Raw genomic sequence first — 19,361 nt, 5'->3', positions numbered from 1 at the left:
ATGGCTGATGAGAGATATGAGATTCGTATCGCCGGCTCCGGTGGGCAGGGCGTCATCCTGGCGACGGAGCTGATCGGGCAGGCGATCACCTACCACGAGCCGGAGCTCTACGTGGTGCAGTCCCAGGCCTACGGACCGGAGGCCAGGGGAGGGAAGTCCAAGGCGGAGGTCGTCATCTCCTCGAAGCCGATCGACTACCCCAAGGTCATCGCCCCAAGCCTGCAGATCATCCTAACCCAGGCGGCTGCGGACGAGTTCGCCCCCGACACCATGCCGGGCGGGCGCATCGTGTACGACGACTTCTTCGTCACGGACATCCCCGGAATGAACCTGGAGAGCGGGGCCGGCAGCGTGGAGGCCCACGGGGGCATCGACGCTCGCGTCTACTCCCTGCCGATCATCAAGACGGCCCGCGAAAAGCTGGGGCGCGAGATCGTCACGAACATGGTGGCCCTGGGCTGCGTGGGGCGGGTGCTGGAGCTCGAAAAGATCGCCTCGCCCGACTCCCTGCGCAAGGTCATTCAGGCGCACTTCCCGGTGCCCAAGATCGCGGACCTCAACGTGGCGGCCTTTGACGCCGGGTACGAGATCTTCAGGAACAGCCCTCTTCCCGACTGAACCGGGTAAAAACCGTCGTTCAGACTCGCGAAGACGAGGCCGGCGCTTAAAAGCGCCGGCCTTTCGCTTGCCTTACGCGCGGAGCCAGAGGGTTGCCGCTCCGTTCTCGTCCCACTTTAAGACGGCCCTGGTGTCGTCCGTGAGCTGGCCGGCCGAACGGACGGGGGAAAGCGCCGCGCCCTCGGAGGGGAGCAGGTAGTAGGTGAAGCGGCTTGGGTCCGCCTCCGCGAAGTCCGCCCGCGCCGCCTCCGCGTCGAAGGGATGGCAAATGATCTCGGTGGCGGCTTGCAGCATCGTCTCCCACATGGGCCGATCCCTCTCGGACAGGAGGGCCAGCACCTCCTCCGGAGCGACGCCCCTGGGGACTTCCGGCTTCGGCCCTGGAGCCTCTGCCTGGAGGGCTATACCCTCCTCCGGGGCGACGGACGATTTCACGGGCTGAGCAGGCGCGGCGGACTGCGCCGCCTCTCCGGCCTCCTTCCGCTTGGCGGCCTCCACAGGCCCCGGCTCCCGCTCTTCCTCGGCGGAGTCAAAGACGCGAATGACCCCGGTGCGCAGATAGTCCTTCAGGTCAGGCCTCTTTTTCCTGGACATCTAGTTTTCCCCCTTGTGGTCTGCGCCCTGCGAGGGGCGGGGCAACGGAGCTGCGGCGGGCGTTTCCGGTGCCACAGCGGCTCCCTCGCACCGATCGAGGAACTCCTCGGTGGCCGCCTTGTAGTCCCTGGCGCCCGTGGAGCCGGGCGCGTAGGAGAAGATGGAAAGCCCCAGGCTCGATGCCTCGATCAGGCTGACGTTTTGGCGTATGTAGCTCTTGAAGAGCAGGCCGCCGAAGAAGTTCGCCACCTCCCGCTCGACCTCGCGGGCGATGAAGATCTTTGGGTTGTGGCGGGTCATGAGGATCCCCAGGAGCGTGAGGGCAGGGTTCAAGCGCTCGTTGAACAGGGGGATGGCCTCGTTCAGGAGCCTCAGGCCCGCCAGGCTGTAGAACCCCCCGTCCATGGGGACGAGGAGGCGGTCGGCCGCGGTCAGCACGTTGCGGGTGAACACGCCGAGTTGCGGCGGGCTGTCCAGCAGGACGTAATCGTAGCGGCTGGGGGGGAGGGCGGCCATGGATTCCCTCAGCAGCGTGTCGCGACCGAAGGGGCCCTCCGGGTTCAGCTCCGCCATGATGAGGTCCAGGGAGCTGGGGATGACGTCCACCCCTTCATGCACCGTCCTGATGTCGTCCCAGGATGCGTTTCCCGTGAGCAGGTCGAAAACCTGCGGGGTGTTGGGAGCGACGGTGACGCCAAAGCTCGTGCTCAAGTTGCTTTGGGGGTCCATGTCCACCACCGCGACCTTCTTGCCCATTCGGGCGAGGGCGACGGCCAGGTTCTGGCACGCGGTGGTCTTGCCCACCCCGCCCTTCAGGTTGCAAAAGCCTATCGTCAACAAAGAAAACACTCCTATTCGTTCTTCGTGCAGGCCGCAGTCCGCCTTGGGCGTCCCAAAGATGCCGGGACAGTCCCCTATTTTCTCCTGCCCGCCGAGGCGGGGGCGGGGCCCTCCTGCGTGGGGTGCTCCCCGCTGCGCGCCAGGAACGCCTCGACCTCCGCGTTGGGGTGGATGGCAAGGGCCTCCCGATAGCACGCCATGGCCTCGGCGGTCTTGCCGGCGTTGAGGAAGGCGTTGCCCTCGCGCACCTTCGCGTTGGCCGCCTGAAGGGCGCGGCGGTCGTGCAGGATGGCCTCGACGCGCTCGACCCACGCCTTCAGTTCTTCGTTGGGGAAGATCGCCAGGCTCTTGCGGTAGAGAGGGGCGGCCTCCTCGAGGCGTCGGTTGAGGTACAGGGCGTCCGCGAAGCGCGCAAGCCGCGCGGCATCCGCCCTCGTGCCGATGCCGAAGTCCTCCGGGCCGCGCGGCTCGGAGTCGACGCTCACGACCCTCTCCAGCTCGTCGATGCGCTTCTGCGCCGCCTCCGTGTCCCACACCCTTCGGCTCTCGAGGTATCGGATGAGGGCTTCCTTTGCGTTGCCCTTCCTGGCCAGAGCCTGTCCCTCCTGATAGAGGGCCGCGGCCTGCCTCTTTCGGCGCTCCAGAACGACGCGCAACTCATCGATGTGCTGTTTCAACGCGGCGTCCGGGTTGCTCACGATGCTTGCGGAGTAGTGGGCGATGGCCCCCTCGATGTCGTCGTCGCGCTCCATCGCGCTGCCCTCGCTCGCATAGCGGTTCGCGTCGGCCATGAGCTCGAGGCGCTGGCGGATGCGCGCCGTCCTCTCCTGAATGGCGTCCGAGGAGAGGACGGCGGCGGACCTCTCGTAATAGGCGATCGCGTCCTCAAAAAGCCTCTCCTGGTCGTAGGCGGAGGCGGTGTCGCGCAGCCACTCCGCCCGCTGCCGCTTGACGCGGAGCTCGTCGATCTCCTCCTCCTCCTTCCGGATGAGGGCCTCCCCCTCCTCGGTGGGCCACACGACCTGAGCCAGGCGAAGGCTCTTCAGCCCGTCGTCATGAAATCCCTTTGCGATCTGATCCGCCGCCTTGTCGCGAAAGTCCAGCGCGCGCAGGAAGCGCGAGTGCTTGGTGGCCATCGCCCTGAAGCCCTTTGCGATGTCCTGGTCCCTTGGGGCTGCCGCCTGGGCCTCGGCTCCCAGCCTCATGGCTTTCGCGTAGTCCTTCGCGTCCCAGGCCTCTTCGGCGCGCTCCCAGGTCTCCCAGGCCCGACGGGCGACCTCCGACTCCTGCAGGACCGCGCTGGGCAGGGTGACGCCGATCGTACTGCTGCCGCTCCCCAGGAAGACTCCAGCCCGGTTGAATGCGCTGACGGCGACCTCGCTGTCCCCCGCCTCGCTGCGGAAGATGACGAGGTCCGATCCCCCGTCTGCACTCAGGATGGCGGTGGAGGGATCGGCGATCCAGGAGAAGGAGGCCTCCCCGCTGAAGGCGGGGACGAACTGAGCTCGAAGCCTTATGGGGCGATTCGTCATGAGCGCGTCCTCGGACACGCTCGTCTTTTCCGTGGCGTCCCACAGCGTGACGAGGTCGCGCGAGACGACGACGATCTCGACGTCGTACTCCTTTGGCGTCACCGTCGTCTCGGCGTCGCCCAGGGAAGCTCCGCTATGGTCGTGGACGATGGCCGTTACCTTGATGGGAAGGGTGTTGACGGGGGTGAAGGCGCACTCGCGCCCCCCCGCGCGCAGCAGGACGGGCTTGACGTCGCCGCTAATGGCCCATTCGATGACGGCGTCGGGAGGGACGGAGGCGGGGTCTGCCGTGAGGACGACCTCCGTGCCCACGTGCGGTTCCCCCGCCATGAGGATGCCTGGCTGTGCCGCCTCCGCCGGGAGGCCAGGGTGCGTCAGGCTGAGGGCGAGGACCGACACGAGCGCCCCGAATCGCTTTGCACCCCATGGAAAAACCTCTGGAACGCGAAAAAGTCCTTTCATTGAGAGCATGAGGAATCTACTCCTTACGTCAAAAGGTCTGTAAGCCGCGGGGAAGGTCCGGAAAGCGGCCTCCGGTCGCCGTGGCGGGTTCGGGATATTTCGTTCCCGATGGGGGAAGGTGGCGACGTGATTTATGAAAACCCTGATTAAGTTCGTTGAGAACTGTCAACCGCATGAGCTCCCTTCAGTACCTGAAACTTTATCAGGCCGCGCGAAGCGCGTGGGGACTTTAAGGAAGCGCTGAAGGAGACCCTTACTTTTGATGAACCTTGATTGCTTTCAACAACTCTTTAAGATTAATCAGCGCTTCCTTATTTTTAATTTTACGCTATTTCAACGGGAAAATCCAACGGTTGCGTCGGCGGAAGTCGTTTGGAACGGACGTCCTGTACGGAGTGCGCCGCGCCCCTCTCAAAGAGAGGAAGCGTTGGGCAGTTTCTTGACTTTTTGTCGGGCCTGCCACATACTGACCCACATACGGACTTTGTTGGACAACGAAGCCCCAACCCGCGGGCAAAAAAACAGCACCTTGCAGGGACTGTTTGTAAAAACAGTGTTAAGCTTAAGTCACCAAACAATAAGCCATCACCTGCGAGGTGCGAAGACCATTATGCCATACAAACGACTAAAAATCGAGGTTAAGACGACGGACAAGATGCAGGACATCACCCCTTTTGCCGGTCTTTTCCCCGTTATCGAACTTTGGAATCGGCTCCATCTTGACGAAATCATCGATACTTTCATAGGAATCAGGAAGGACAAAGGGTACCGGGACTCCGAGCAGCTTCTGTCGATGGTCCTGCTGAACCTCAGCGGCGGCAGAGCCGTGGAACACCTGAAGTTTTTGAAGGAGCAGGCGGGGCTGAAGAAAATCTCCCTGCCGTTTCCATCTCCGACGTCGGCCCGGGACTACGCCAGCTGTTTTCACAACGAATCGGAGGACCGGGAGCGGGGTCATGGCCGTTCCTTTGTCCCGGCATCGAATGAGGCGCTGAGGGGATTTGAGGAGGTGCACCGCCATCTTCTGAGGTGCGCGTTCGAGGCGTCTGCGCAGGAGGAGTTGACGCTGGACCAGGACGCGACGTTCATCGAGACGGAGACGAGCGGGGCGTTGTACAACTACCAGGGGAAACGGAGTTATGAGGCGTTGAACGTGTACTGTCCGGAGTACGACCTGCCTGTGGCGACGGAATACCGGGACGGGAATGTGAAGCCTGGGCACGGACAGCTGGAGCAGCTGCAGGGGGTACTGGCGCATCTTCCTGCGGGAGTGAGGAAGGTAAGGTACCGTTCGGACAGTGCGGGTTACCAGACGCGTCTTTTGCGCTATCTGGCGGAGGGTCAGGATGCGCGTTTCGGGGTGATCGAGTTTGCGATATCGTGTCCTGTATACAGGGATTTCAGGGAGGCGGTGGAGGCAGTTTGTGAGAAGGATTGGCGCCCTTTGGGCAACGGCCAGGAATGGGCGGAGGTCGTCTATGCGCCACAGTCTTTGAGCCTCGGCAGGAAAGGTCCGACGTACCGTTTTCTTGCCATTCGCGAGGCATTCGAGTTGGAGGGATCGGGAAAGAAGCTTCGACTGTCTCAGGAGCTGCAGGACTCACGGCAGCTGTTCATACCAGAGCTGATCGACGACCTGGAGTCTGAGAAAGCCAGGGTGAAGAAGCTACATCTGACGGAGCTTGGCGGCCACGTATACAAGGTGTTTGGTATCGTGACGAACCTGTTGGATTGGGAGGGAGGAGCGGTAATCCGTTGGTATCGTGAGCGGTGCGGCAAGTCAGAGGAAGTGCACCGTATCCTGAAGGAGGACCTGGGCGGCGGGCACGTCATCTCGCACCGATTTGGGTCGAACGCGTTCTGGTGGAATGTGTCGGTGCTGTCTCTGTCGCTGCACAGTTTGTTAAAGCGCCTGCTTCTGCCTGAAGCGTTGAGGAGTTACCGTCCCAGGACGCTGCGATTTTTGTTTTACACGAGCATAGGGCGTATGGTGCGCCATGCGCGCCGCATGGTGCTGCAGGTGAAAGGGGGAGTTGTGGGGAGTTGGTTTCTGGGAGCGTACCGGAAGCTTGAGAAATTGGCTATCTCGCTGGAATGAGCAGGAGAACGCTGGGCCAATAGCCGAGAGGGGGTGTGGGTGCGAGCCCACGCTGACGGGGTTATTGTGAGAACGGGAAGATATTTCCGTATTTGAAGGCAGCGGAGGGGTGAACAGCCCATTTTTTAAAACTTTTCCTCTGCCTGGCCCTTTACTTTGCCCGCGCTTTGCGTTCCCGTGGATTTGGGCGAAGGCTGAGCACTTCCGCTTCCTTTGTTTTTGAGTTACAATTAAGCGGGCGGACAGGTTCGTTGACTGCTGAGGATCGTCGGGGAGAGGTCGGGCCGCAGGGAGTGCACTGCAGCCGCGTTATGAATTGTTCACTGCCCCGCTTGTCAGTCAGAGGACTGAGAGGGCCGATGCCGTCGGGACGACGGACGGTCGACGATTGACCATTACGCGGAGGTGAATGGATGTGCGGCTTCTGACACGATCCGACTTTGATGGGTTGATGTGCGCGGTGCTCCTGAAGGAGCTGGATCTCTTCGACGATAAAAAGTTTGTACACCCCAAGGACATCCAGGATGGAGTCATCGAGGTGAACTCCAACGATATCCTGGTCAACATCCCCTATGCCCCCGGGTGCGGCATGTGGTTTGACCACCACACGAGCGAGGACTCGCGGGGAGTGATGCACCAGTATAAGTACACGGGGGCGTCCTGGCCGGCGCCCAGCTGCGCGCGGGTGATCTACGAGTACTACGGCGGCGGTCGGGGTGCCCTCGTCCGCTTCAAGGACATGGTGGTCGAGGCCGACAAGTGCGACTCGGCGCACTTCACCCGCGACGAGGTGCTGAACCCGCAGGGGATGGTGCTCCTGTCCTTCATCATGGACCCAAGGACGGGGCTGGGACGCTACCGGGACTTCCGCATCTCGAACTATCAGCTCATGGACTGCCTGATCGACTACCTGCGCACGATGTCGGTGGACGAGATCATGCAGCTGGAGGACCTCCAGGAGCGCGTTCGCCTCTACGACGCCCACAAGGACCTCTTCGTCGAGATGATGAAAAAGTACTCGTGGACCCGGAACACCGCCGTGGTCACGGACCTGCGGGGCGTGGAGGAGACCTACGTGGGCAACCGTCACGTCATCTACGCGCTCTTTCCGGACCAGAACGTCTCCGTTCGCGTCTTCGACGGGAAGAACAAGGAGTTCTGCGTGTTCTCGGTGGGGTACAGCATCCTGAACCGCACGGCGACGGTGGACGTCGGCAAGCTGATGCTGAAGCATGGAGGCGGCGGGCACCGCAGGGTGGGCACCTGTCAGGTGCCCTACGGGGAGGCCGACGCGGTTCTTGAGGACATCCTGACCGAGATCAACAAACAGAACTGGCAGATGCTGAACATCACCGGCCTGGAGGAAGGCTAGGCGGGAACCGGACGCCAGGGCCCCGAGGGCGGATTTTCTCCCAAAGAGGCGGCCCCGTTTCCGGGGCCGCTGTTTTGTCGGCGGACTCACGTTTGGAGGCGTGTCATGTTATCCTCGGATTTTCTGATGGACCTCGCCAGGCGGATTCAGGAGGGCGTGAAGCTAACGGAGCAGGAGCTGCTCAGGCGGGCCTCGGCGCCCGGAGGCGAGGGGGACGCGGCAGGTTTTTCCCCGAACGAGGCCATTTCGGGGAGGTCAGCCGACCGCGATCTGGCGGGCAACTTCGCCGCCGCCATCGCGAAGCTCCTGGACGAGGGAGACGTCTCCGAGGTGGAGCTGGCGGAGAAGCTCGGTTGCCTCGCGGAGGACGTCCACGCCCTGCGCCGCAGGAGCCCGTCGCTTCCAAGCCGGGAGCTCCTGTCCGTGCTCGCCCTGAAGCTCGCGCTGACGCCGGAGCAGGCGAAGGACCTCTTTCTGGCTGCGGGCTACGAGTTCTCGAAGTGCGAGGTCAGCGATATCGTGCTCCTCTACTGTCTGGAACAGGGCGTCTTTGACATCGACGAGGTCAACGACGCCCTGACGTGCTTCAACCTCAAGAGGCTGTCCCCTCAGGCAGCCGTCGTGGAGCTGGATCGGCGGGCCTGGGTGACCTTTCACTAACGTATCTTCAGAATCAATGTACGGAGGTCTTTTTATGGACGGAATGGACGAACGGATTTTTTACATTACGACCCCCATCTACTACGTCAACGACGTCCCTCACATCGGGCACGCCTACACGACGATCGCCTGCGACGCCATGAGCCGCTACAAGCGCATGAAGGGCTGCGACGTGCGCTTCCTCACCGGAACGGACGAGCACGGACAGAAGGTTCAGGCCGCGGCGGAGAAGCGGGGCGTTGCGCCGCAGGACCTCGTGGACCGGATACACCTCAACTTCAAGGAGCTGTGGCGCGTCCTGAACGTCAGCAACGACGACTTCATCCGAACGACGGAGCCCCGCCACGTCCGCGTCGTTCAGGACATGTTCAAGCGGCTCATGGATCAGGGGGACATCTACAAGGGGGAGTACGAGGGGAAGTACTGCGTCCCCTGCGAGGCTTACGTCCCGGAGTCCAGCATGGGGCCCGGCGGCACCTGCCCGGACTGTGGACGCCCCCTGACGGTGATGAAGGAGGAGAGCTACTTCTTCCGTGGGTCGCGGTACGTCCCGCAGCTGATCGAGCACTACGAGAAGCACCTGAAGGGCGTGATGCCACGCATCCGCTACAACGAGATCATGAGCTTCCTCAAAGGGGAGGTTCGGGATCAGTCCGTGTCGCGGACGACGCTGAAGTGGGGCATTCCCGTGCCGGGCGACGAGAAGCACGTGATCTACGTCTGGTTTGACGCCCTGATCAACTACGCCTCGGCCATCGGCTACCTGGACGACCGGTCGACGTTCGACCGCTACTGGCCCCACGTCCGGCACGTGGTGGGGAAGGACATCATCCGGTTTCACTGCGTGATATGGCCCCTGATGCTCCTGGCGCTGGGGCTGCCGCTGCCCGTCTCCATCGTCGCCCACGGCTGGTGGACCGTGGACGGGGAGAAGATGAGCAAGTCCAGGGGGAATGTGGTGGACCCCTGCAGGGTGGTGGAGGAGTATGGACTGGACCCGTTCCGCTACTTCCTGCTGCGCGAGATCCCCTTCGGGCACGACGGGGACTTCTCCGAGGCGGCGCTCGTGGGGCGCATCAACAGCGACCTGGCCAATGACCTGGGGAACCTGCTGAACCGGACGCTCAAGATGATCCAGGACTACCGCGAGGGGACGGTCCCCGCGGAATCCCTTCGGGAGATGCCTGAGGCGCGCGATCTGCAGTGCCAGGCCCAGGCGGCGCTTGAAGGAACGGATGAGGCCATGGAGGACTTCAGCTTTGACGAGGCCCTGAAGCGGATATGGTCCTTCATCGGCCGGGCCAACAAGTTCATCGACGAGACCATGCCCTGGAGGCTGGCGAAGGAGGGGAGCGGCGACGCGCTGGATTCCGTGCTGCTGAACCTCTATGAGGCACTGCGGCTCTCGGCCCTGATGGTCGCCCCCTTCATGCCGGAGACCGCCCAGAGGATATGGGGGCAGCTCGGCCTCGAGGGCGATCCCTTGAAGTGTCTCTACGACGACTTCCGGTGGGGCGCCGCGGCGGGGACGCGCGTGGGGAGGGCGGAGGTGCTCTTCCCGCGCATCGACGTCAGGGAGTGGAAGAAGGCCCACGGCGAGAAGGCCGTGACGGCGAAGGAGGACAAAGCCATGGCGGAGGAGCGCAGGGACGAGATCTCGATCGACGACTTCAGAAGGGTTGAGATGCGCGTGGCGCAGGTGGTCAAGGCGGAGGAGATACCGAAGTCCCGAAAGCTTTACAAGCTGGAGGTGGACCTAGGCTACGAGAGGCGCACCGTCTGCTCCGGGATCAAGGCGTTCTTCACGCCGGAGGAGCTCGTTGGAAAGCGCGTTATCCTGGTGACGAATTTGAAGCCGGCAAAGCTCTGCGGGATCGATAGCAACGGGATGATCCTGGCTGCCAGCGTCAAGGTGGGCGGGGAGAGCGAGGCCCTGACCCTCGTGGCCCCGGAGGGGGACATCCCGCTGGGAAGCCTCGTAAGCTGAGATGACGTCAGGAGATGAGAAGCGCCTCGTCAGCAGGGGCAACATGAGCTTCCTGCTGCGCGAGGCGGAGGTCTGGCGTGAGCTTGGCCTGATCAGCGCGGAGCAGGCGGACGGCATCCGCGGCCTGTACTCCGCGAGGCGGGGCAGGCTTCAGAACGCGCTGCTGGGGCTTGGCGGAACGCTGGTGGGGTTGGGGGTACTCAGCTTCGTCGCGGCGAACTGGCTCGACATGTCCCGCCTTCTGCGCACGTTTCTGATCCTTGCCGGCTATGCGGCGTCCCTCGTCGCCTCCTGGGGGTGCCGGGAGAGGTTCCCCCGCACCTCCCGCGCGTTTCTGCTCGTCGGGAGCTTCATCTATGGCGGCGGCATCTTCCTGATGGGGCAAATGTTCCATCAGGGCGGGGAGTGGCGCTCCGCCGTAGGGTGGTGGATTGTGGGCCTGATCCCGACCGCAGGCCTCTTTCGCGACCGCTGGCAGGCCGTCCTGCTGCAGGGGCTCACGGCCCTCTACCTCCTGTTTAACCCCTTATTTCACCCCGGACGGGTGTGGAACGTCGTCACCTGGGGGAGCACTCCGCTTTGGGACTGCCTTGAGCCCTTCCTGAGGAATCCGGACGAACTCCTCATCCTGGCGGCCCTGTGGGGGCTGTGGCGCCTGTGCGGCGGGCGAACCGTCTTTCGCCTCAACGCCCTGCTGTCGCTCCTGCTGCTTGGGGAGAGGTTTCAAGAGGGCTTCGACGACGAGATCGCCCTGCTGGCCCTGGCTCTTGTGGGGCTCGCGCTGTCCCTGCTGGCGCCGCGCAGAGAGGACCGGCCCCTGCGGAGTGACCTGGCAGACCTCGGCCTCCTGACGGCGGGGGCCTTCGGGCTCCTGCTGACCTGGTCCGACCTGTGGGCCTGGACGGGCCAGGCGCAGTTTGCGGCTGTCCTTGCCCTTGTGGATGCGGCCGTGGTGGCGGTCCTGATGCTGCTGCACCTGGGGCGAAGGCGCGGCATCAGCGTCTTCTTTCTTCTGCTGCTGATCGCCCGCTACTTCTTTGACAACTTCCTGAGGTTCACGTCCAAGGCCTGGGGCTTCTCCATCGCCGGCTCGGCCCTCCTCGCCCTGGGCTTCCTCTTGGAGCAGCGCCTGAAGCGTGGGGAGGACAACCCTGAGAAGAAAGGCGGTGACGGCGAGGCATGAGGAGCTCCCTTCGCTATCTCGCCGCGGCGCTCCTGCCGCTTTGCGTTCTGTTGTGGCTGCCCCTTGAGCCGATCTGCGTCCTGACCTGGGGGCGTGAAATCTGCCTTGCCGCCCGCCCCATTGACCCACGTGACCCCTTTCGGGGCGATTACGTTGCGCTTGAGATGGATGCCGCGTCGGTGCCCGACGCCGCCTTTCGACCGGCTTTCGAGCTGTCGGCTTTCGGCAGGGAGTGTTTCGTAACGCTTGCTCCGGAGCCGTCGGGCCTGTGGGGCCCCTCCCTGGTGACCCTGACGGAGCCCGAGGACGGGGTGTACCTGCGGGGACGGATCGACTTCAGAAAGGCCAGGAGTACGATGCACGTCGACCTTGGGGAGGGGTTGAGGCGTTTCTACGTCCCGGAGGGCACGGGACAGGCTCTGGAGCGCGCGGCCCGGGACGGAAAAAACTACCGGGCGACGGTGCGGGTCCTGCGGGGCAGAGCGGTCATCGCCGCTCTGGACGTGACGCCGTGATAACGTTCTATTCGTGATTTTTAAGACGCGATTTTTGACGCTTTGATGCGGAGGGGTTGTGGATTTGAGTTCTTTTTCGAGTTCTTTGATCGTTGACGCGCATTACGACCTTTTGATGGACGTGGCCCGCCTGCGCCGCCAGGGGGAGACGAAGGTCATCGAGAGGTTCTACCTGGACGACCTCCGCGCTGCGGGCGTGAACGTCCTCGTCTGTTCGCTCTTCGTCTCGAGCGAGTACATCCCGGAGATGGCCCTGCGCGTGGCGCTGGAGCAGATCGGCAACCTGCACGCGGAGATGCGGGAATCTCCGGGGAAGTTCGCCCTCTGCCGCACCGCCGCGGAGGCCCGGCGCGTCGTGGAGGGAGGAGGGATCGCCCTCTTCCTCTCCTTCGAGGGGGTCGATCCCCTGGGGGCCAGCCTGCAGCTCTTGTCCGTCTTCTACGAGCTCGGCGTTCGCCTCATCGGGCTCACCTGGAGCCGGCGCAACTTCGCGGCGGACGGCTGTCATTTTCACCCCCTGGAGGAAGGGCAGACCGGCGGCCTCACCGCCTTCGGCGTCGCCCTCCTGAAAGAGGCGGAGCGCCTCGGGATGATCGTGGACGTCAGCCATCTGAACGACGTCGGCTTTGAGGACGTGTTCCGCTTCTTTGGTGGGCCCGTCATCGCCTCCCACTCCAACAGCCGGTCCGTCTGCCCCGTCGCGCGGAACCTGACGGACGACCAGATCCGCAGGCTGGCGGCGCGCGGCGGCGTCATGGGGCTCAACAACTCGACGTCCTTCGTGCGGCAGGACGACTTTCCCCCGGACGAGCCCAGGTGGCTCGGCCTTCTGAAACACGCACACCACGTCGTTGACCTCGTGGGAGAGGAGCACCTGGGACTTGGGCTGGACCTCTGTGAGTTCAGCAAGCCGGAGGACTGTCGAACCCACAGCGTCTTTCCGACGTACCGGCATGTCGTCCCCTTCGTCGAGGCGCTGCGCCGGGAGTTCCCGGCGGGGGCCGCGAGGGGTATCCTGGGCGAAAACTGGATGCGGGTTCTGGAGACCCTGGGCTGACCGAGGGGCTTTAGCGGATACCCCCCCCCTCGAAACGATGACGATGCGCCGAGGCGTGATTTTCTGGCAATCCATTTGGCGGTTTGGGCGATGTAGTGGTAAGATAAGCTTTGACTAGACGTTCACGTCCGAGTGCCCTCGCAGATGGCGAAGGGGCATTTGTCGTTCAGGAAACGAGGGGTCTGAATGCAGGAAGTTAAGAAGGTTACAACTGAGGTCGGCACCAACGAATGGCAGCTTGTCGTCTTTGTGCTGGGGGACCAGTCCTTTGCGATCAACGTCGATAAGACGAGAGAAATCCTGCGATGGCCCGGATGCCGTGCGATCCCCGACGCGCCGGCGGCCCTGATTGGGATCACCTCGGTGCGGGGGGAGGTCCTGCCGATGGTGGACCTTCGCGTCTTCCTTGGAATTCAGCCGGTGACCGCCATAGAGCAGAGCAAGGTCATCATTGCCGAGTTCAACGAGGTCAAGCTGGGCTTCGTCGTCGATGCCGTGGAGAGGATCTACCGCATCAAGTCCGAGGACCTCGACTCCACCATGACGGGCAAGTACCTTGGGGACTGGATCCTCTACGTCATCAAACGGGATAGCCGCAACGTCCTGCTCCTCGACTACGAGGCCATCGTCCAGACGATCAGCCCTCAGCTCGTGATCCAGCACAACGCGGCGGACTCGGCGAAGACCCGGGCCATGCTGGAGGACGTCGGACACCCGGCGGACTATCGCATCATCGTCGCGGAGGACTCTCCCCTGATCCGCAAGCAGGTCGAAGACGCCCTCACCGCCAGCGGCTTCACGAACCTGAAGATCTGTCCGGACGGAAAGGTGGCCTACGACGCCATCGTCAAGGACAGGGAGGACTGCGATCTCCTGATCACGGACGTGGAGATGCCCCGGCTGGACGGGCTCACGCTGACCCGCCGCATCAAGGAGAACCTGGAGACGAAGAACATCCCCGTCGTCGTCTTCTCCTCGATCATGGCGAACGACATCAAGAACAAGGCCGCGAGCGTCGGCGCGAACTATCAGGTCACGAAGCCCGAGATCAATCAGCTGGTGGAGTGCGTCGTGAAGGTCATCAAGGAGAAGGAGGAAAAGCGGGTCGCGGTCGGGGAGTAGGCCGTAACCGACGGGATGCTCCGCGCTTCGAACCGCCGTTCCGCCAGCACGAGGCGCCTTTGCCTTGTGCCGTGCGTCGTTTGAAGCGGCCCTCCGAAAAGCGTCTGCGGAAAGCCGTGCCGACAGGGAAGCGAGAGCTCCGTCAGGCGCGGCCCCAGTACAAAAACGAAAAGAGGTCGCCTTGCTGCCCTACTGGAATTCGGACCTGGCCCTGGAAATTGCCCCGTGGTTTCCCTTCGGCGTGGACTATCAGCCGATCTCGATCAACCGCCTCTACAGCCCGCAGCTGAAGCAGATCGCTGCCCGCTGTCTTGAGCTGGACAGCGAGTTCTTCTTCATGTCCTCCCTGCGGGCGGGGTGCATCGGGAGCCTGGTGAGGGATAACTTTTACAGGGATGAGCCCTTCAGCTTTCCGACGTTGGGCTTCCTGATGATCCTGGGGTATTCCCCGCGCATGGAACGCCTGGTGGGTTCCCTTTTGAAGGGGCCGGAACACGAGAAGCTCTCTGCCGGCGTCGCCTTTTGTTCCCTGTGGAACGACAGCATCCTGCTGGGGTCGATGAAGGTCATCGCGGTGGTGAGCCAGGAGCCGTTCTTCGACGAGGCGGATTTTCTGAATGGCTTTGAAAAGCGGCTCTTTGAGGCAAAGGGAGAGGACGAGGTCCCCTTTTTTGCCGAAAAGTTTGGGTATCGTCGGTTCTGTGTGCCCTATGAGACGGACGATCCCCTGCAGCTCAGGATCCGTCAGTTGCTTTACGAAATGGAGTTCGCGGAGACGAGGCAGATGGTGGGGCCGTCCCCGGAGAGCCGGTTTCCGCAATTTTTGGGATGACGCCGGAACGGGCTCGCAGCGGTCTGGCCGCTGCGGGTTGAGGAGCAGTCCCTGAGAAAAACTGGAGGTATGGCTGTGCAGGACGATAGAGAGCCGCTGGAGAAGACGGACGATACCCCGCAGAATGAGGCTGCGTACCTGGGCAAGGTGCGCAGCCTGGTCCACGAGGGGCAGGGACGCGGCTTCGTGACCAATCGAGACATCGAGAGGCATATCCCCGTGGAGGCCTGGGACTCCGATACGCTGGACAACATCCTGAGCAACCTTCAGGAGATGGGGATCGAGGTCGTCGAGGAGGAGAAGCTGGACAAGATCTCGCCGACCACCGCCGGACACGATGAGTTTATCCCCGCGCTGGACGGGGACCTGGGCAGGCTGGATGACATCCCTCTGACGGACCCGGTGAGGATGTACCTGCGGGAGATCGGGAAGGTCCCGCTCCTGACGGCCGCCGAGGAGGTCCAGCTGGCAAAGCAGATGGAAGAGGGCAACGTCAAGTCGAAGCAAAAGTTGATAGACGCCAACCTACGCCTCGTCGTCAGCATCGCGAAGAAGTACATCGGCCGTGGGATGCTCTTTCTGGACCTCATCCAAGAGGGAAACCTGGGACTGATCCGGGCCGTCGAGAAGTTCGATTACCGGCGCGGTTTTAAGTTCAGCACCTACGCCACGTGGTGGATTCGGCAGGCGATAACGCGGGCCATCGCGGACCAGGCGCGGACCATCCGCGTCCCCGTCCACATGGTGGAGACCATCAACAAGATGGTGCGCGTCTCGCGGCAGCTGGTGCAGCAGTTGGGGCGGGAGCCGACGGACGAGGAGGTTGCGCGGGAGATGGGCATCGACCCGTCCCGGGTGGAGGAGATCCGCCGCATCTCGCAGCTCCCGATCTCCCTGGAGACCCCCATCGGCGAGGAGGAGGACAGTCAGCTGGGCGACTTCATCGAGGACCATGAGCTGCCCAGCCCCGACGAGGCAGCGGCGGGGCACCTCCTGCACGAGCAGATCGAGGAGATGCTCTCGAACCTTTCAACCCGCGAGCGGGAGGTCCTGCACTTTCGTTTTGGCCTTGAAGACGGACATTCCTACACCCTGGAGGAAGTGGGACGTAAATTCAACGTGACCCGGGAACGCATCCGGCAGATCGAGGCCAAGGCGCTTCGAAAGCTTCGTCAGCCCAGCCGGAAGCTGAAGGATTTCCTGGATTAGGAGGCCTTGGGGCCTGGCGTCGTTGTGAGTGTGCTCTGGCTCTAATGTGATATGGTTCGGAGGCGATGTGATTGCAAAGGATGAGAGTGATCCGCGTTCTGTTTTTGGCTGCATTGATGGTTTTTTGTCTCGCCTGTGTGGCGCCTGGGGCGGTTCGCCCGAAGCGCAGCGCTACGCGCGACACCCAGGAGAGGGCCGCTGCCGCGCGGGCGGCTGAGGAAAAGTTGACGGGCGACGTGGGCCGGGGATCGGATCTGGCGGCGATTAGCACCCCGAAAAAGACGGCCACCACCTTTACGGGCTTCCCTGCGGGGACGCTCCCCGGAAACGGTGGAAGGAGTGCTGAAGTCGCCGGGACGAAGGAAAACGACGCGGCCCCCTCGCGGGTCGCGCTGGTGGGAGACCCTCTCATCGCCCCGATCAGCGATGCGAACGTGGGCGACAAGCTGGATAAGCTCGTCATGATTGCGGATCACGTGGGCTACACCCTCGTGATGCGACCGCGGTACCGGCCCCGTTCCCTCCTGGAGCCAGCCTATTCCTATTACCTGATGCAGGGGAGGCGCAGGCTGAAGACGCTCTTTTTTGACCGACAGCTGAAGTTGGTCCTGATGAACTGACGCGGTCCCGTGGAATGAGCGTCCGCTTCACGAAGACCGTGAAAAATGCAAAACGGGGGATCGCTCTCTCCAGGAAGTTCAAGCACCGTTTTCTTGGGGCTGCGGCGATCCTCCTTCTGCTGCTCACTCTCGCCACGCTGCTCGTGTGGTGGCAGGAGGACGGGCTCAAAGGGTCCTTCTGGGGGGCCTTCTGGAGTGTCCTCTTCACGTTGATAGGGCAGGGCGAGTTTGCGTCCCACCCCCAGACCTTCGTGGGGCGCATCATCGTCTTTTTCCTCTCGATCTTTGGCGTAGCCCTCTTTGGGGTTGTCTTCGCGGAGGTGATGCAGCGCCTGATCAACAGCCGGCTGAAGGAGATGTTGGGCATGAGTACCTGTAAATTTCAAGGGCACGCCGTGATCTGCGGCTGGAACACGCGGGGGCCGTACCTCGTGCGGCAGCTCATGGCATCGGGGAGCGAGATCGCCGTCGTGGCCGAAGAGCGGCCGACGGGCCTTCATGCCGACGTGTTCTTCGTTCAGGGCAACCCGTCGGACAGGGATTCCCTGCTCAAGGCGGGAGTCGAGCGCGCCAGGGCGGCGGTCATCCTCTGGGACCCGAAGTTCGGGGACGACGACTCGCGTGCCATCCTGACGGGCCTGGCCGTGGAGAGCAGCGCGCCGGAAATTTACTCCGTCATGGAGCTCCACAACCCGGAGAACGAGCGCTATGCCCGTTACGCCCACGTGGACGACATCCTCTACACGGACAGCCTCATCGCGGACATCACGGGGATCTGCACGCACTTCGAGGGCATCTCCTCCTTCATCAAGGACATCCTCTCCACCTCGGACGACGGGCACAGCTTCGCCTCCTTCGACGTGCCTCCGGAGTTCGAGGGAAGGACGATGGAGGAGCTCTTTGCCCACTTCCGCGCCCAGGGGACGCTGCCCGTCGGCGTGATCGTCCCGCCCGCGGAGGACCGGGAGGCCCTGGTCTCCCAGTGGATTTCCCACGTGGACCCGCCGCTGGACGGCATCGTCTCGCTGCCGATGAAGGCGGTCTGCATTCGGAGGAACGCCCATGGGCGCGTGTGATCGGGAGGGGCAGGGCCTGATTGCGGGCGCGCAGGGGAGGCGCGCGTCGCTTCTGCCGGACGTTCGGGTGTTCCTCATCTCCCTGGCCCATGGGATCAACGACATGTACGCGGCGTTTCTGCCCACGTTCATTCCCTATATCAAGGCGTCGCTGGGGCTGGACTACGCTCTCTCCGGGATGTTGAGCATGATCGTCGGCTTCTGCCACATCATCGGGCAGCCGGTCATCGGCTGCTTGTCGGACCGTTTGAGTCGCCCGTGGCTGATCGTGATCGGCCCCATCCTCTGCGGGACAGGAGCCGTGATGATCCCCAACGCGGGGAGTTACGGAGGGGCGCTTTTCGCAGCGGGGCTGTGGGGGATCGGCAGCGCTCTGTACCATCCCCAGGGCAGCGGCGGCGTGGGGTACGTCTCAAGCCCGGAGAAGCTCCCGGCCTCCCTGACCCTGTTCAACATCATGGGGACGCTGGGCGTGCTGGTCAGCCCCGTGGTCGCCATCGCAACGGTGAGGAGCCTGGGGTATGAGGGGCTTTGGATCACGCTCGTGCCCCCCTCCTGCTGGCTCCGCTCTTGTGGTTTTGTATGCCCACGCTGCGGGCTCCCGAAGGGATTGCCCCGTCGTCCAGGGGCGGCTTCTTCTCCGTCCTTGCCGTGCTCTTCCCCCTGTGGGGCCTCGCCTTCGTCCGGGACTTCGTCTTTCAGGGCGTGCGGTTCTTCCTGCCGCTGAAGGTGGCGGAGCAGGGCGGGTCCCTTGAGAGCGTGGGGACGGTCGTGTTCTGCATCACCCTGGGGGGCTCCCTGGCGATGCTCCCCGCTGAGCGCGTCTCCAAACGACTGGGCTTCAAGAGGACCATGTTCCTCTCCATGGTCCTGTGCTCTCTTTTCCTGACCGCTGCGGCCCTGTCCGGGGGCGCCCTCTCCTTCGCGCTCTACATCGCGGGCGTCTCCTGCATCTACTCCACGATGCCCCTGACCATCGTCGCCGCACAGACGCTGATGCCTCAGGCCCGCAGCGCGGCCAGCGCGATCGTGATGGGGCTGGCCTGGGGGACGGCCAATGCGGCGCTGTACCCGACGGGGGGCTTTGCGGACCGCTTCGGCCTCTACAGTACGCTTCTTCTGTTGGGGGTGCTCCCTCTGGCGGGGCTGATCTTCTTCCTCTCGCCGATCTTCCGCCGGCTCAAGTGACGGCTTTATAACGACGGTGTTTTATGACGCAACGAACGAAGCAGGGCCTTCAAAGGCCCTGCTTCGTTCGTCCTTATCGATTGGATTAATACCAATTCGCGTTTAATATGGATTGCCTCCCCTGAAAGGGGAGGTGGTTCGCGTCAGCGAACCGGAGGGGTTCAGCCAGACGACCGGCCTCACGCAAGCCGATCTTTGGGGAGGATTGCGGCGGCCGGTTGGTCGGCTGAGGGCGAAGGAAGTCCGGGGGACTTCCGCAGCTCGGCCAGACGACACGACTTACGGACGCCGACAGGCGGTCGGCGTCGTGTCGGTCGGCTGTGCCGAAGCAAGGCAATGGATTGCCTTGTGGAGGCGTTGACGGGGAATGTCAAACAGGCGCGTCTTATGAAAAAC

At 63.1% G+C, this 19,361-nt stretch carries 18 protein-coding genes; 15 read left to right on the top strand and 3 right to left on the bottom strand.

Annotation, left to right across the window (positions count from 1 at the left end; genetic code table 11):
- Window positions 1-618: a 2-oxoacid:acceptor oxidoreductase family protein gene (locus ACK28C_RS11090; protein WP_409152182.1), complete on the top strand. Its 618-nt coding sequence runs from the start codon at window positions 1-3 to the stop codon at window positions 616-618.
- 72 nt (window positions 619-690) lie between these two features.
- Here ACK28C_RS11090 and ACK28C_RS11085 read toward each other — a convergent pair whose 3' ends face one another.
- From ACK28C_RS11085 to ACK28C_RS11075, 3 genes are all read right to left on the bottom strand, one after another.
- A complete protein-coding gene (locus tag ACK28C_RS11085) occupies window positions 691-1,212 on the bottom strand; it encodes a hypothetical protein (RefSeq protein ID WP_015556581.1) in 522 nt (173 codons plus the stop codon).
- Complete coding sequence (locus tag ACK28C_RS11080) at window positions 1,213-2,052, bottom strand: ParA family protein (protein WP_208873181.1); 840 nt, start codon at window positions 2,050-2,052, stop codon at window positions 1,213-1,215.
- 74 nt (window positions 2,053-2,126) lie between these two features.
- Window positions 2,127-4,055 (bottom strand): tetratricopeptide repeat protein, encoded by a 1,929-nt coding sequence (locus tag ACK28C_RS11075; RefSeq protein WP_015556582.1) that lies wholly within the window; start codon window positions 4,053-4,055, stop codon window positions 2,127-2,129.
- A gap of 601 nt (window positions 4,056-4,656) precedes the next feature.
- On the opposite strand from ACK28C_RS11075, the gene ACK28C_RS11070 reads away from it, so the two are divergent.
- The 14 genes from ACK28C_RS11070 (at window position 4,657) to ACK28C_RS11005 (ending at window position 18,965) form a co-directional block, all read left to right on the top strand.
- A complete protein-coding gene (locus ACK28C_RS11070; RefSeq protein WP_409152181.1) occupies window positions 4,657-6,144 on the top strand; it encodes a hypothetical protein in 1,488 nt (495 codons plus the stop codon).
- A gap of 415 nt (window positions 6,145-6,559) precedes the next feature.
- Entirely contained in the window at window positions 6,560-7,516 is a 957-nt protein-coding gene (locus ACK28C_RS11065; protein ID WP_208873184.1) for an exopolyphosphatase, read from the top strand.
- Window positions 7,517-7,621: 105 nt separating this feature from the next.
- Window positions 7,622-8,176 carry a hypothetical protein gene (locus tag ACK28C_RS11060; RefSeq protein WP_015556583.1) on the top strand — a complete coding sequence of 185 codons (555 nt, stop codon included), beginning with the start codon at window positions 7,622-7,624 and terminating at the stop codon, window positions 8,174-8,176.
- Window positions 8,177-8,210: 34 nt separating this feature from the next.
- Window positions 8,211-10,163: a methionine--tRNA ligase gene (gene metG, locus ACK28C_RS11055; RefSeq protein ID WP_015556584.1), complete on the top strand. Its 1,953-nt coding sequence runs from the start codon at window positions 8,211-8,213 to the stop codon at window positions 10,161-10,163.
- 1 nt (window position 10,164) lies between these two features.
- Window positions 10,165-11,346: a DUF2157 domain-containing protein gene (locus ACK28C_RS11050; RefSeq protein WP_015556585.1), complete on the top strand. Its 1,182-nt coding sequence runs from the start codon at window positions 10,165-10,167 to the stop codon at window positions 11,344-11,346.
- Entirely contained in the window at window positions 11,343-11,861 is a 519-nt protein-coding gene (locus ACK28C_RS11045) for a GDYXXLXY domain-containing protein (RefSeq protein ID WP_015556586.1), read from the top strand. Before ACK28C_RS11050 ends, ACK28C_RS11045 begins: the two co-directional genes overlap by 4 nt.
- A 64-nt stretch (window positions 11,862-11,925) precedes the next feature.
- Window positions 11,926-12,918, top strand: a complete 993-nt coding sequence (locus tag ACK28C_RS11040) for a dipeptidase (RefSeq protein WP_409152180.1) — start codon at window positions 11,926-11,928, stop codon at window positions 12,916-12,918.
- A gap of 186 nt (window positions 12,919-13,104) precedes the next feature.
- Entirely contained in the window at window positions 13,105-14,040 is a 936-nt protein-coding gene (locus ACK28C_RS11035) for a chemotaxis protein (RefSeq protein ID WP_015556587.1), read from the top strand.
- Window positions 14,041-14,221: 181 nt separating this feature from the next.
- Window positions 14,222-14,872 (top strand): hypothetical protein, encoded by a 651-nt coding sequence (locus ACK28C_RS11030; protein ID WP_208873185.1) that lies wholly within the window; start codon window positions 14,222-14,224, stop codon window positions 14,870-14,872.
- A 69-nt stretch (window positions 14,873-14,941) separates the two neighbouring features.
- Window positions 14,942-16,081: an RNA polymerase sigma factor RpoD gene (gene rpoD / locus ACK28C_RS11025; protein WP_208873186.1), complete on the top strand. Its 1,140-nt coding sequence runs from the start codon at window positions 14,942-14,944 to the stop codon at window positions 16,079-16,081.
- A 71-nt stretch (window positions 16,082-16,152) separates the two neighbouring features.
- Entirely contained in the window at window positions 16,153-16,701 is a 549-nt protein-coding gene (locus tag ACK28C_RS11020; RefSeq protein WP_208873187.1) for a hypothetical protein, read from the top strand.
- Window positions 16,702-16,739: 38 nt separating this feature from the next.
- Window positions 16,740-17,777 (top strand): TrkA family potassium uptake protein, encoded by a 1,038-nt coding sequence (locus ACK28C_RS11015; RefSeq protein WP_208873190.1) that lies wholly within the window; start codon window positions 16,740-16,742, stop codon window positions 17,775-17,777.
- Complete coding sequence (locus tag ACK28C_RS11010) at window positions 17,764-18,504, top strand: MFS transporter (protein ID WP_409152179.1); 741 nt, start codon at window positions 17,764-17,766, stop codon at window positions 18,502-18,504. Before ACK28C_RS11015 ends, ACK28C_RS11010 begins: the two co-directional genes overlap by 14 nt.
- Window positions 18,429-18,965, top strand: coding sequence for an MFS transporter (locus tag ACK28C_RS11005; protein ID WP_409152178.1), 537 nt, complete (start codon window positions 18,429-18,431; stop codon window positions 18,963-18,965). Before ACK28C_RS11010 ends, ACK28C_RS11005 begins: the two co-directional genes overlap by 76 nt.
- The last annotated feature ends 396 nt before the right edge of the window (window positions 18,966-19,361 follow it).

Origin of the sequence: Fretibacterium fastidiosum (assembly GCF_964642095.1) — a bacterium.
Lineage (GTDB): Bacteria > Synergistota > Synergistia > Synergistales > Aminobacteriaceae > Fretibacterium > Fretibacterium fastidiosum.
This window is presented reverse-complemented; position numbering and strand designations above follow the sequence as displayed.